10 protein-coding genes are annotated in these 13,546 nt (G+C 58.3%); 3 read left to right on the top strand and 7 right to left on the bottom strand.

The annotated features are described in order from the left end of the window. The 6 genes from metG to C3B54_RS02440 all read right to left on the bottom strand — a co-directional run bounded on the left by metG (nucleotide 1) and on the right by C3B54_RS02440 (nucleotide 9,378). Entirely contained in the window at nucleotides 1-1,581 is a 1,581-nt protein-coding gene (gene metG, locus C3B54_RS02475; RefSeq protein WP_104913094.1) for a methionine--tRNA ligase, read from the bottom strand. 11 nt (nucleotides 1,582-1,592) lie between these two features. Continuing rightward, nucleotides 1,593-2,405, bottom strand: a complete 813-nt coding sequence (rsmI, locus tag C3B54_RS02470; protein WP_104913093.1) for a 16S rRNA (cytidine(1402)-2'-O)-methyltransferase — start codon at nucleotides 2,403-2,405, stop codon at nucleotides 1,593-1,595. Nucleotides 2,406-2,459: 54 nt separating this feature from the next. After that, nucleotides 2,460-4,295: a thioredoxin domain-containing protein gene (locus C3B54_RS02465; RefSeq protein ID WP_104913092.1), complete on the bottom strand. Its 1,836-nt coding sequence runs from the start codon at nucleotides 4,293-4,295 to the stop codon at nucleotides 2,460-2,462. 443 nt (nucleotides 4,296-4,738) lie between these two features. Further along, on the bottom strand, nucleotides 4,739-5,548 hold the full coding sequence (locus C3B54_RS02455; RefSeq protein WP_104914216.1) for an aldo/keto reductase: 810 nt from the start codon (nucleotides 5,546-5,548) through the stop codon (nucleotides 4,739-4,741). Nucleotides 5,549-5,742: 194 nt separating this feature from the next. Next, entirely contained in the window at nucleotides 5,743-6,729 is a 987-nt protein-coding gene (locus tag C3B54_RS02450) for a ribonucleotide-diphosphate reductase subunit beta (protein ID WP_104913090.1), read from the bottom strand. Between the two features lie 174 nt (nucleotides 6,730-6,903). After that, nucleotides 6,904-9,378 (bottom strand): ribonucleoside-diphosphate reductase subunit alpha, encoded by a 2,475-nt coding sequence (locus C3B54_RS02440; RefSeq protein ID WP_104913088.1) that lies wholly within the window; start codon nucleotides 9,376-9,378, stop codon nucleotides 6,904-6,906. Nucleotides 9,379-9,696: 318 nt separating this feature from the next. Between C3B54_RS02440 and C3B54_RS02435 the strand changes: the two genes are divergently transcribed. Both C3B54_RS02435 and C3B54_RS02430 read left to right on the top strand, forming a co-directional pair. Continuing rightward, nucleotides 9,697-10,920 (top strand): MFS transporter, encoded by a 1,224-nt coding sequence (locus C3B54_RS02435; protein WP_104913087.1) that lies wholly within the window; start codon nucleotides 9,697-9,699, stop codon nucleotides 10,918-10,920. Between the two features lie 5 nt (nucleotides 10,921-10,925). Beyond that, on the top strand, nucleotides 10,926-11,681 hold the full coding sequence (locus C3B54_RS02430; protein ID WP_104913086.1) for an alpha/beta fold hydrolase: 756 nt from the start codon (nucleotides 10,926-10,928) through the stop codon (nucleotides 11,679-11,681). Here the strand turns inward: C3B54_RS02430 and C3B54_RS02425 are convergent. Continuing rightward, complete coding sequence (locus C3B54_RS02425; RefSeq protein WP_104913085.1) at nucleotides 11,678-12,511, bottom strand: alpha/beta fold hydrolase; 834 nt, start codon at nucleotides 12,509-12,511, stop codon at nucleotides 11,678-11,680. The genes C3B54_RS02430 and C3B54_RS02425 overlap by 4 nt on opposite strands. A gap of 126 nt (nucleotides 12,512-12,637) precedes the next feature. Between C3B54_RS02425 and C3B54_RS02420 the strand changes: the two genes are divergently transcribed. Continuing rightward, nucleotides 12,638-13,528, top strand: a complete 891-nt coding sequence (locus C3B54_RS02420; RefSeq protein WP_104913084.1) for a DUF4349 domain-containing protein — start codon at nucleotides 12,638-12,640, stop codon at nucleotides 13,526-13,528. Nucleotides 13,529-13,546 lie beyond the last annotated feature (18 nt).

Here is a 13,546-nt window from a genome sequence, read left to right as displayed (position 1 = left end):
CTACTCCGTATCAATCCTCGGAAACAGTGGCTCCAGTGTCGCCACTGAGTGACCGGTCGGAAGACCGTCAGGGGCTCCGGCGTTCGCGAGCAGCTGCTCCTGCAGTCCACCCAGGGTGTCTGTACCGCCGAGCGCGTCCCACAGCAGGCCACAGGCTTTGGGCATGATGGGAGAGAACAAGATCGCCAGTGTGCGAAGACCGTTCGCCGCCGTATATAACACCGCGGCGAGGCGCCCTCTGGCTGCCTCATCTTTGGCCAACACCCACGGTTCCTGTTCGGTCAGGTAACCGTTTAGTTCATCGACAATCACCCAAATGGCCGCCACAGCCTCATGAATCATGAACCGATCCATCGCATCATTAGCTTTGGCCGTCTGGGTGGCCAAGACGTCGTGAATGTGGTGCTCCGCGTCAGTGGGATCCGACTCTGACACCTCAGGCACCACACCGTCGAAGTAGCGGGTGATCATCGAGACCACCCGGGAGGCGAGGTTGCCGAAACCGTTGGCCAGTTCCGATTCGTATCGTGCCGCGAGGTCTTCCCAACTAAACGAACCGTCTGAACCAAACGTGATGGCACGCAAGAAGTAGTAGCGAAATGCGTCCGAGCCAAACACGTCAGTGATGTCGTGTGGGGCGATGCCGGTCAGTTTTGTCTTGGACATCTTTTCGCCGCCAACCAATAGCCAGCCGTGGGCAAAGACTCGCCTGGGTGGTTGTAGGCCGGCCGCCATCAGCATGGCCGGCCAAATCACGGCGTGGAATCGGGCGATATCTTTGCCGACCAGTTGGGTGGCGGGCCAGCGGCGCTCAAATTCTCTCTCGTCACTGCCCCAACCGGTGGCGGTGATGTAGTTCAGGAGGGCTTCGAACCAGACGTAGGTGACGTGGTCTTTATCAAAGGGCAACTCAATACCCCAGTCGAGTTGCGCGCGCGAAATCGACAGGTCATCAAGACCTCTGGTGACAAACGCAATGATTTCGTTTCGCACACTCTCGGGTTGAATGAAATCGGGTTGTTCGCGGTAGAGCTCTAGAAGCCGATCCTGGAATTGCGACAGCGTGAAGAAATAGTTGGTTTCTTTGAGCACTTCCACGGGACGGCCGTGACTGGGACACACTTTTTGGCCCTCAAATTCACCTTCCCCATCGACGAGGTCTGTGGGCTGCTTGTACTCTTCGCAGCCCACACAGTAAAAACCTTCGTAGTCACCCTTGTAGATGAATCCGCGGTCGTGGAGCAGGGTGAGAAACTTTTTGACGGCCTCTTCGTGGCGTGCATCCGTGGTGCGAATGAAATCGTCGTTGGCGATATCCAACGTGCCCAACAGCGGCAACCACGCTTTTTCCACCAGGTTGTCTGCCCACTGTTGGGGCTCAACGCCGTTAGCCATTGCGGTGCGGAGGATTTTTTGTCCGTGTTCGTCGGTACCGGTCAGCATCCACGCATCATTACCGTTTTGGCGATTCCAACGTGCCAACACGTCGGCAGCCACCTGCGTGTAGCCATGGCCGATGTGGGGTACGTCGTTGACGTAAAAAATCGGCGTCGCGATGAAGAAAGATGATGACTCAGACATATCCCGCCATCCTACGCATCTGCTTCGAGCCAAGCACGATAGAGCTCAGGTTTCGAATGTCCTGTTTCCCGCGCGATCGCGCGGGTCACCTCGGTAGCTTTCTCACCGGCCACCACCCGGTTTGCCACCATCTCGACAGCCTGATCGAAGCTGACCCCGGAGCCTTGTTGCCCTCTAACCACGAGGGTCACTTCACCTTTTACTCCGCCGGAAAACTCACTCGCCAATTCGGCAAGGGTGCCGCGAGTGATTTGTTCGAATTTCTTTGTCAATTCGCGACAGACAGTCGCTTCACGCTCAGCCCCAAAGATTTCTGCCATCTCGGCCAGTGTGCTGGGGAGGCGGTGGGGGGATTCAAAAAAAATCATGGTGCGTTTTTCGTCCGCCAGGTCAGACAGTGCCGCCTTGCGGCCTTTTTTGGGCACGAAGCCTTCAAAACAGAATCGATCTGTCGGCAACCCGCTGACAGCGAGTGCCGAGACGACAGCGTTTGCCCCCGGCAACACACTCACCGGAATGGATTGCCGGTGCGCTTCAGCGACAAGCAGGTACCCGGGGTCAGAAATACCCGGCATTCCGGCGTCACTGACTAACACCACGGGCTGGCTTGCTGCCGTTTTCAGTACTCGCTCGATGACGCCGCTCTCGTTGTGTTCATGCAGCGGGCGCACCTCGGCAGAGGTGTCAATCCCAAGCTTGTGCATGAGCGAGCGAGTACTCCTGGTGTCTTCCGCGACGATAAGCCTGGCCTGTTCAAGGGCTTCCACTAACCGCGGCGTGTGGTCACCGAGGTTTCCAATGGGGGTCGCAGCAACAAAGAGCACAGGCTCATTGTTTCAGCGGCGTCGACAGAGCCCTAATTGAGCCCTCCATGGCTTCTAGTGCGAACGACTGAGCTCTCGCACCAGCAAGGTTGAATCGGTGTGCGGCAACTGGCAGACACCGTCCTGGCAGATATAGCCCGTCGGCACATCCACCTGGTCACGGCCGTCTAGAAGAGAAAAACCGTTCTTGGAAAATGCCCGTGCTTGGTCTGGGCTGACCGCGAGCATCAACCACCCGTGAGGGGTGTGCTGGCGCGCCTCGGTCACCAGCTGATTGTCTGGCGTATCAGCGACCACTACGACTTCACGCATGCCGTGATCGAGCCGCCACAACACTGCAGCTAAGCCACCAAAACCGAGTGGTCGAAGACTGACTGCTTCGGCATAGCGACTCACACTGCGCTGGGCGACTTCGCGGTAGTGGTCTGTGCCGGTGAGTTGATACAGGGTGAGTGCTGCCTGGGCAATGAACGACAGCCCTGAGGGCATCGCCCCTTCGGTGACATCGCCCGAAATCGCTTCCAGGCTGGACACGGTCGGATCACCACCGCCGGGCACAACGAATTCGCCATCGTCAGTGATGCAGGCGTCGACCAGCTCTTTTGCCTCTTTTGCCCACGCGGCTTCGCCTGTGGCGACGGCTAATTCGAGCAGGCCCCAGGCCAGGCCGCCATAGTCTTCCAGGGTTGCTGCGGCCTGGGATGGCTGCCCATCTTTCGACATGCGAATGAGGTGGCCAGGCTCACTTCGGTGTGCGGCGAGCAATTCGTGAGCGAGTGAAGTGGCAAGACCGAGAGGGTCACCTGATACCCCATGTCGTGCCGCTTGGGCGAGGGCACCAATGGCCATCCCGTTCCAGCCGGTGAGGACTTTGTCGTCAATGGCAGGTGGGCTGAGCGTCTGGCGGGTGGCCTGATCCGCAAGGTAATAACCACCCTCTACCCGCCTGCCATCAATCACACTTTCGCTGTCCTGGGCGGAGGCGAGACCCACTTCCAGGCGCATCACCTGAGCAAGAAAGCCCACGATTCCTGTAGCCACATCCACTTGCCCCACTGCGGCATAGAGCGCGAGCAACTGGGCGTTGTCGTACAGCATGCGCTCATAGTGGGGCTCTGACCAGTCTCTTTTCGTCGCGTAGCGAAAGAAGCCCCCCTCGAGGGGATCCACGAGTGGCGAGGCGGCCATCGCTTTCAGGGTTCTCGTCACCAGCGCCGTTGCTTCTGGTTCACCGGTTGTCAGAAGAAACTCGAGCACGGGCGCGATGGGGAACTTAGGAGTTGTGCCGAAGCCACCATATTCCGCATCTTCTTGGCTGATCAGGTGGGAAATAATCGCCTGCCAGTCCTCGGCAGTTAAGCGAAGGGGGTCGCGCTTTTTCGCTTCGGTATCTGCCTGCCTGATGGCCTCTCGAAGGCGCAGCGCGCCCTGATAAATCTCCTCCCGTTGAGCGCCCCACGCGTGGTTGACCGCGTCAACGGTCTGTCGAAAGGAGGGAATATCACCTCTGGGCTGTGGCGGCAGGTAGGTCGCTGCGTGGAACACATCACCATCTGGCGTCGCAAACAGCGTCAATGGCCAGCCCAATTGTTCGATAAACGCTCCGGCCTGGGTCAAGTAGTGGGAGTCCACTTCGGGGTGTTCTTCACGGTCAACTTTGATGGCCACCATGGTGTCGTTCACTAGCTCACCGATTTCTCGATCGCTAAAGCTTTCACGAGCCATCACGTGGCACCAATGGCAGGTGGCATAGCCGATGCTGATCAGGATGGGAACATCGCGCCGCTTTGCCTCAGCGAACGGTTCGAGGCCCCAAGGCCACCAATCGACCGGGTTTTCCGCGTGTTGGTGCAAATAGGGGCTCGTTGCCAAAGCGAGACGGTTTGCCATTGCTGTCACTCCTCACGAGTGGAACGCGCATGAGACCTTCAGAGTGATGCGCGACGCGCATCGGTCCCACCTGTTCCCCGGTTGTGCCCACAGGCTACAACTCCAAGCGTAAGAGGGCAGCCCCGGAGCGCCAGGACACATCATGTCTCCCGGGCCCGCTCACTGCGAGCGCGTCAACTTTTTCGACCCAAACGAACCACGTGTTAAAAATTTCGAAAAAAGTTAACACATCGGGAGAGTAGGTCAAATCTCTCAACACATCGGAATAGTTCCGACAAGGCGCTGACTGTCCGGAGGTCACACACCACACGAAGCCATTGCCGAATGACCAACAACGAAACCCAGTAATCCGATGCCTCCAGGGATAACCTGCCTGACCTCCAGTGTGGTGATCCAAGGCCCGGGAGGAGCTGCACTGACCACGCCAGCGGTGGATGAGCGACCTACCAGTTGCCTTCATTCGGGTGGGTGCCCACCCGCATCCCCTGGTCCATGGCTTTCATGGTCGCCATGTCGTCGGCGTCGAGCTCGAAGGAGAACACGTCAAAGTTTTCTACCAGGCGCTCCCTCCTTGTGGTCTTGGGAAAGACGATGACGCCTTCCTGGAGGTGCCAGCGAAGAACCACTTGAGCGAGAGTCTTGGAGTGCTTGGCGGCAATATCAGCCAAACCCGGCATGTCCTCCAGAGAGTACTTACCTTGGCCGAGTGGACCCCACGCTTCTGTCAGGATGCCCCGGGGTTCCTGCAAACCTCGAAGCTCACGCTGTTGAAGGGCTGGGTGTAGCTCTACCTGGTTGACAGCGGGAATCACCGAAGAGTGTTCTGCCAACCGATCGAGGTGTTCTGGTTCAAAGTTTGAGACCCCGATAGAGCGCGCCAGGCCTTCACCGTGCAGCTGCTCCAATGCCCGCCACGATTCGACATACAGGTTGCGCTGGGGTGCTGGCCAGTGGATGAGATACAGGTCGACGTAATCAAGACCCAGCTTCCGCAAGCTCTCTTCCAATGCGGGCCGAGGACCGTCAGTTCCCTGGTCGGTGTTCCACAGTTTGGTGGTGATGAACAATTCCTCACGAGGAATCCCACTTTCAGCGAGAGCCCGACCCACACCTTCTTCGTTTTGATAGACCGCCGCGTTATCGATGTGGCGGTAGCCAATCTCGAGGGCGTCTGCCACCACACGCTGGGCATCATCTTGTGGAACACGAAATACGCCAAGGCCGAGCTGGGGAATCGTGTGCCCCGAATTCATGGTGAGCTCTGGGGTGGTGTGGGTCACGTGGTTGTCCTCTCGTGTCGATGTTGCCCTGTGCCATCGGCCAGACAGCGATGGGCCGCTACACAACAGTGGGAGGGGACTCCGTCGCTGTCCCCTCCCACTGTGTTGGGAAAAATCTACCGCGCTCTGGCGGTTGGTGGTATCCCTAGCCCACCTTTCACTTCTCGCTAGACCTTCGTCGACTGTGCGTTGACCTCGTAGGAGGTGTTAGTCGATTCGAAGAAGTTCACCAACTGCAAGGTGTCGTTGGCTGTTGCCATCCACTTGGCTGGGTTGGTCACGTTGTACTGAGCGGGGAGACCCAACTCTTCGAACCGGCGGTCAGCCAAGTACTTCACATACTGGTTGACGTAGTTCGCGTTGAGTCCGAGAATGCCTGAGGGGAACATCTCCTCGTTGTATTCGCACTCCATCTCAACCGCTTCTTTAATCATTGCGACGACCTCTTCAACGAACTCCTCGGTGGCGACCTCGGGGTTCTCCTCCAGCACGGTGAGGATCAAGTTGATACCGAACTTGAGGTGAAGGGACTCGTCACGCACAACCCAGTCGATCAAGGAGCCGTAGTTCCTCAGGAGGTTGCGCTGACGGAAGCTCAGAGCAACCATGAAGCCCGAGTAGAACCAGATGCCCTCCATGATGATGTTGTAGGCAATGAGGTTGCGCAGGAAGTCCTGCTTACCCTCTGTGGTGTTGATGTCGAGGGTGGACTCCGTCATGCGCTTGATGAACTTTGTCTCAAACGCTTCCTTACGAGCGATTGTCGGAGACTCGATGTGCTGACCATAAATCTTCTCGCGGTCAACCGGGAAGGTCTCCAGCACGTATTCAAAGCTCATGCAGTGGTTGGCTTCTTCCCACATCTGCTTTGCGAGGTAGAGGTGCGCCTCGGGAGCATTGACGTAGGGGTAGACGCCGAAGGCGAGGGCCTTGTTGACGATGAGTTCGCTGGGGTTGAAAAAGGACATGAGGAACTCAATAGCGTGGCGCTCTTCGTCCGTCATCTTCTTGAAGTCAGCGATGTCTTCACCCAACTGAATTTCGTTGGGGAACCAAGTGTTGGCGACAGCTTGGTCGTAAAGATCCATTGCCCAGCGGTATTTCACTGGTTTGAGCAGAAGACCTTCTTGGATTCCTGTTCCTAAGATTCCCATGAGTGGGGTCCTTTCACGTTGTGATGTGGTCGTTGATTAAATGTGTGGTTCGTTGTGTGAGGTAGTCGGTTCGTGCTGTTGCGGCCTGTTACTGGCAGGACTCGCACTGGAGCAGATCCATCGGGTCCACGGGGACCAAGTAGTCCTCGTGCGTGGGAGTCTGGGTCGGATTCATCACTCACCCCCCTTGCTGGCTCCACCGAAGCCGAAGCCTTTTTTGGCTCCTGCACCGGCAGCGACCGGAGCGGGTTCAGAACTTCCAGCGGCAGCGCCAAATCCTTTACGCGGTGCCGATGAGCCATCACCCTGGTTAACTTGCTCGGACTTGTTCACCTTCACTGTCGACTGCTCAGCAGTGTGGCGGGGCTTCATGTGCAGGTAGTAGGTGGTTTTCACGCCACGCTTCCACGCTGAGGTGTAAATGGACATCAGGTCGTCAATGTCTCGGGTTTCGAGGTACATGTTTCGACTAATGGCCTGATCGATCCATTTCTGTGCTCGTGCCGCCACCTCGAGGAAGGCGTAGGGCGAGAGCTGGAAGCTGGTCTTGTAGATCTGCTTCAGATCGTCAGGGATTTCTGCAATGCCTTGGATGTCTCCCTGGCTTTGCAAAATGGCCTCGCGGGTCTTCTCCCACAGCCCACGCTCACGCAGTGCCTCAACGAGGTTGCGGTTGACTTCGAGGAATTTCCCGGAGCTCGTCGAGCGGCTGAAGATTTGCGAGAACTGGGGGTCCAGCCCAGGAGTGGTTCCGGCAACCAGTCCGATGGACGCGGTGGGAGCGATCGCCATGAGGGTGGCGTTTCGCATTCCACCCTTCACTTTTTCGCGCAGGGCATCCCAGTCTAGGCGGGTTGTGCGCGGCACGTCGATTTCGATACCACGATCGGCTTCCGCCAGGTCGATGGTGTCGAAGGGGACGAGACCCTGCGACCAACGCGAACCCTCAAAGTTCTTGTAGGACCCGCGCTCTTTGGCCAGGTTGGCTGATTCGTCAATGGCGGCGTAGGCGACGTGTTCCATGATTTCGTCGATGAGGTCGTAGGCCTCTTCAGATTCATAGCTGTAGCCCAGACGCTCAATGATGTCGGTGAAGCCCATCACACCGAGGCCCACTGCGCGGTTTTGTTCGTTGGAGAAGTCGGCTTCTTCCACGCTGGAGCGGGTGATGTCGATGAGGTTGTCCAGCTGGCGCACGGCCACCCGGGCGCTCTCGTGCACCAGATCCCAATCCATTTTTCCGTCGATGAGGTGCATGGAGAGGTTGATGGACGCAAGGTTGCACACTGAGACGTTGTCGACATCCTGCGGCAGGCAGATTTCGGTGCAGAGGTTGGACAGGTGGATCGTGCCGGTGTTGTTGTTCACGGCACGGTTGTTGATGGTGTCTTTCCAGGTCAACCACGGGTGGCTGGTTCCTTGGAGAGAGATGAGGATGGCTTTGAACTGCTCCCTCGCGCCCATCTTCTTGAACATTTTCAGCTCGCCAGCTTCTGCCATGGCGACGTATTCGGCGTAGCGCTTGGAGAAGGCTTGGCCGTACAGCTCGTTCAGGTCGGCCACTTCGAGCGGGTCAAAGAGGTACCAGTAGTCGTCGTTTTGTACGCGCTTCATGAATTCGTCAGAAATCCACACCGCGGTGTTTGCCGTACGGGTACGGCGGTACGGGTCACCGGAGTTTTGGCGAAGGTCCAAGAATTCGGGGAAGTCGAGGTGCCAGTTTTCCATGTAGAAACACAGCGCCCCGAATTTCTTTCCCCCACGGCTCACCGCGCGCAGCACCGAATCAATGGTGTGCATGAAGGGGATCGGACCGGTGCTGCTGGTGTTGTTCGAGCGAATGGGTGAACCCTGGGCACGCAGCTTGGTCACCGACAGGCCGATTCCTCCGGTGCCTTTGGTCAGCCACATCACATCGCGGGTGGTTTTTGCGATGTGCTCAATGTCGTCCTGCATTTCCATGACGAAGCAGTTGGCCAGCTGCGGGTAGCTGGTGCCACCATTGACAAGCGTTGAACCTGCGGCGAGGTATTCCAACTTGGACATTTTTTCGTAGAAGCGAAGCGCCTGCGTGGTGGGGTCTTGCTCGTTGAGGGTCAGGCCCATGGCGATGCGCATCCAGAAGTACTGGGGGACTTCGAGTGGGTCGCCGTTTCGGCCTTTAATGCCGTAACGGTTGTTCAGTGTGACCACACCGATGTACTTGAGGCGGTCGTCGCGGGAAGGCTCGAGGGCTTCAGCGAGGCGATCGAGGTCAAACATTTGGGTGAGGCGTGGATCGAGCAAGCCTTCTTCCACCCCGCGGGTGATGTTTTCGGCGAAGTGTGCCCGGTGGAGTTCTTTGAGCTCTTCGGGGGCGTCGTAGTCACCGAGTACTCGCTTGTACAGGGTTTTCAGCAACAACCTGGCGGCCACAGTGTCGAATGCAGGGTCATCTTTGACGTTCTGCAGGGCGACCTGAATGACGGCTTCGTCGAGCTGTTGAGTAGAGATGCCATCGAAAAGCGTGAGTTCCAGTTCGCTGGCGATTTGGGTCACCCACGCGATGGAGTCGTCCAGGCCTTCGGCAGCCTTCTCGATGGCCAGGTTGATCTTGTTGGCGTCGTAGCCCTCTTTTTGGCCATCGCGCTTTACGACTGTGATGTTCACGTCTTCTCCTTACACCGACTGTGCCGGGTTGTCATCTCTGTTGCGTCTTGTGTTGTCTGAAGTCTCTCGGGGACACCTCTATGCCCCGATTTCACCCCGGGTATTACTCCGGCGGACCCTCGCGGGTCGGTGAGGCTTAATCACTATATCTATGGCCCCTGACAAGTCGTGAACCCTAGATATTGTGGGCGTGTCCTCCCCACCTGTGGACAACTTCGAGGGGTTTTCCACAAGATTTCCGGCCACCGAGGCACGCCTAAAAGTCAGCTTTTCATTGACCACCGACACTCTCCCGCCAGGGCCTAGGCTGGCAAGGCTGTGAACAGATATCGCGACTTGTTAACAACTCCCGGAGTGGCCCGACTGATCTCGGCGCAACTCACCGCCAGGCTGCCCTCCGGAATGATCTCTTTGGCGTATCTCATCCACGTGGAGCGCCTCTTTGACTCTTACGGTCTAGCGGGCCTCGTCCTCGCCGCTACCAGCTTTGGGCAGGCCGCAGCCGGTCCACTCACCAGCCGGTGGATGGGCCGCTGGGGTATGCGCCCCGTGATCAACCTCACCCTGGCGGTGTCGATCGTGAGCATGGCCGCCATCGCCTTTCTCGCCATGCCCCTGTGGGGCTACATGGTCTTTGGGTTAATCGGTGGCCTCGCCACTCCCCCCATCCAACCCGCAGTGCGCACCATCTACCCCAAGATGGTGACCTCAAAACAGCTCGTGCCACTGTTTTCTCTCGATGCTTCTGCCCAGGAAATTATTTGGGTGATGGGCCCCGTGATTACCACAGTGCTCGCCATTCAAGTCTCCCCACCAGTCGCCATCATCGTCGCAGGGGTGTTTCTCATTGTCGGCGGGGTGTGGTTTGTCAGCTCCCCAGAGCTCGGCAGCGTGCGCATTCCTCCCAATAAGGGACGCATCGGTCGCGTTCTCACCAAACCACCTGTTCTCCTCGCCACCGTCACCGGCTTTTTGCTCATTGGTGCGGCTGCCGCCGTCGAAGTCGCCGTCGTGTCGGTCTTCGGTGAAACCGGTCCGCAAGCAGGCGCAGTACTCGCCCTGTGGGCGATTGCGTCACTTATTGGCGGGCTCTCCCTGGGTGGGGTGAAAATCGGACCCTGGGCGCTCACCGTGCGCATGGCACTGGTCACTGTGGGCATGGCGTTAGCCATGGGCAGTACTGACTTTTGGTGGCTGGTCGCCACACTCGCCATCGCCGGTGCCGGGTTAGCACCGGCCTTGGCGGTGATGTTCGCCATCGTCTCTGCCAGTGTGAAATTCTCCGAAACTGCCGAATCTTACGGTTGGGTCGGCTCCGGCCAACTCATTGGAGCCGCACTGGGCTCCGCCATCGCAGGCTTCGCCATCGATGGCTACGGCTCGATTGGGGGCTTTGCCACCGCGTTCGTCTTTTCCCTGGTCGGCACCCTGGTCGCACTCGCTTTTAAACGCTCACACCCCGACTTACGCGATCGGGACCCGAGCCCTATGCCCGATACTGAACCCATCTCTGTTGTGCGCCCGGCACCGCCGGTAGCCTAAAAAGCATGACTCCACTCACCTTGCCCCGCCTGTGTTGGGGCGATTCACACTCCACCCGCCACGCCCTCATCGTTCACGGCTTAGGTTCCTCTGCACAGACCGGCTGGCAACTCGGTAGTGGCCTGTCAGAAGCCGGCTGGTATGCCACCGCCGTGGATTTGCGCGGCCACGGTGTGGCACCGAGAGCACCGCGTTACCGCATCAGCGATTTTGCCACCGACCTGGCCCACACCCGCCCCGAACACGGTGGCGCCTGGGATGTCGTCATCGGCCACTCCATTGGCGCCGCCGCCAGTGTGGTCGCCCAAGCAGGCTCCCCCCAGTGGGCGAGGAAACTGATTTTGCTCGACCCGGCTCTCGCCCTCGGTGACGACCGAAAAGAGTTGGTGCGCACCGGTCAGCTCTATGCCCACGACCAGCTCACCGAAGAAGAAGCTGCGAAAGATAACCCGCACTGGCATCCGATGGATGTGGAACTTCGGGTGTGGTCCAACCGAGCAGCCAGTCGTTTTGCGATTGAACACGCTGTGTTGGATAACCCCCACTGGGATGTCACCGAAGAGGCCAGCAAAGTGAACGTGTCGACATTGGTTCTTGGCGGTGACCCGGCGGTCGATTCGATGTTTACCGGCGAGCACGCCGCCGCAGTGCTGGAATCAAACGCGCTGATGACCCACGTGGTGATCCAAGGTGCCGGTCACAGTGTCCACCGCGATAAGCCCGAAGACACACTGAGCCAGATTGTGCGATTCCTCGTTTAGTTTTCGCCGCCCACTAACCGAATGGGCGCCGTCGGGGGCGACGGGTCATTAATGATGCGCACTAATTCGTGCGCCATTTTGGGGCGAATGACGTGGTCCACACCCTCAACTCTTGTGGTGGCCACACCGCGCATGCGTTCAATGACCCGAAGCCCCGCCGGGGCTAAAAACGGGTCGAGAGTTCCATACATCAGGTCGACGGGGGCTTTGACTTGGGCCAGGTCAGTCACCGTCGACTGGGATTCAATGCAGCGCTCGAGGGAAAGCGAAAACGCCCTCCAGTTACCTTCGGACACGTCCACCAGGCCACGAATGGGCGAAATGCGCTCTAAGGCCGCCGCGGCCGTTTGAGTGAAACCAGGATTGTCTCGCATGAAGTGATACAGCCTTTTATACACATCCATTTGGGCGCGATCGAGCGGGTCGGCCATGGTGTCACTCGGCAAGTACACCGGAGGTGCCACCACCACCAAATGCTTTACGTATTTGGGGTATTTCGACGCCAACCGAATGGCGATTAGGGAACCCAACGAATGCCCCACCAACGTCAACGGCGCCTTGATTGTCAGGCGCTGCAACGTGGTCACCACCGCATCGACGTGCTCATCGAGGGTGAACTGAGCATCATCGGGCGAATCCGAGCGACCAAAGCCCATCAAATCGACCGCCACCACGTGATGGTTCGGCGTCAGCTCAGAAATCACGTTGTGATACGTCACCGAAGAAGACGCAATGCCGTGAAGGAGCAATACCGGAGGGCCTTTACCCTCATCGACGGCGACAAACAACGGCGGTTTACGCCGAAAAGGCCACACGCCACGAACCGCCATGTCCTAAGTATGCCCCGATAGCAACCAAAACATCCTGGGTCACGATGTAATAAACACGATGCAATAAACCTGTCACGATGTCATAAACCTGACGTCATAACCCTCAACGAGTCGTAGCATTGCGCTATGACGCTCCTACGCACCCTCGCACTGGCCGGGCTTGTGGCATTGGCCGCCGCCGGCTGCACCAGTACCGACATGAATTCCGGTGGCTTCGAGACAGCCGACCAGGCCGTCGAATCCATGCCGCCAAACTACTCCGGGGACATGGCGTCAGAAGAAATGGGCGTCGATGCTCAAAACAGCGCCCCCGGCAGCCAGGGCGCCGACACGATCGAGCGTTCACAAATCATCACTGGCGATCTCTATCTCACCGCTGATGACCCACTGGTCACCGCCGATGCGGTCGAAGCCGAAGTCACTGCCGCCGGTGGTCGCGTTGACTCCAGAAGCGAATCAGCAGAAATCGACGGCCAAACCCCTCGTGCCTACCTGTGGGTGAGAATCCCCACAGAGGAACTAGAGGACACCCTGGACGCCATCGAAGCCTTAGGTGTCGTCGAATCCAAGACACTGTCCAACCAAGACGTCACCCTGCAGGTTGTTGATTTAGATGCCCGCATCGCGGTGTTGGAAGAAAGCATTAGTCGCCTCCAAGAACTTCTCACTCAAGCTGCCACCACCGCCGACATTGTCGAAATCGAAACGGCCCTCTCGGAGCGCCAAGGTGAACTCGACTCGCTCAACTCGCAGCGCAACTACCTAAGCGACCAAGTGCAATACGCCTCCATCGGGGTCGATATTCGATCGCCCGAAGTGGCACCCGAGCGTGACCCGGATGGTTTTGTCGACGGAATTGTCACCGGCTGGCAGGCGATGCTCGCCTTCTTCGCCGGAACCATCGTCTTCTTCGGAGTCATCGTGCCCTGGGTCGGCCTCCTGGTCGCCCTCGGCCTCGTGATCTGGCTAATCGCCAGGCTGCGGCGTAAAAACACAACGCGCCGCGGCGAGGAATAAACCCCGCCCACGGCGCGC

This window comes from Pontimonas salivibrio (assembly GCF_002950575.1).
Lineage (GTDB): Bacteria > Actinomycetota > Actinomycetes > Actinomycetales > Microbacteriaceae > Pontimonas > Pontimonas salivibrio.
The sequence above is the reverse complement of the archived record's forward strand: the minus strand, read 5'-3'. Positions and strand labels throughout refer to the sequence as shown.

Excerpts from the sequence above, each read along its gene's own strand:
- metG (WP_104913094.1), bottom strand. The coding sequence starts at position 1,581 with ATGTCTGAGTCATCATCTTTCTTCATCGCGACGCCGATTTTTTACGTC.
- C3B54_RS02465 (WP_104913092.1), bottom strand. The coding sequence starts at position 4,295 with ATGGCAAACCGTCTCGCTTTGGCAACGAGCCCCTATTTGCACCAACAC.
- C3B54_RS02455 (WP_104914216.1), bottom strand. The coding sequence starts at position 5,548 with ATGAATTCGGGGCACACGATTCCCCAGCTCGGCCTTGGCGTATTTCGT.
- C3B54_RS02450 (WP_104913090.1), bottom strand. The coding sequence starts at position 6,729 with ATGGGAATCTTAGGAACAGGAATCCAAGAAGGTCTTCTGCTCAAACCA.
- C3B54_RS02430 (WP_104913086.1), top strand. The coding sequence starts at position 10,926 with ATGACTCCACTCACCTTGCCCCGCCTGTGTTGGGGCGATTCACACTCC.
- C3B54_RS02425 (WP_104913085.1), bottom strand. The coding sequence starts at position 12,511 with ATGGCGGTTCGTGGCGTGTGGCCTTTTCGGCGTAAACCGCCGTTGTTT.
- C3B54_RS02420 (WP_104913084.1), top strand. The coding sequence starts at position 12,638 with ATGACGCTCCTACGCACCCTCGCACTGGCCGGGCTTGTGGCATTGGCC.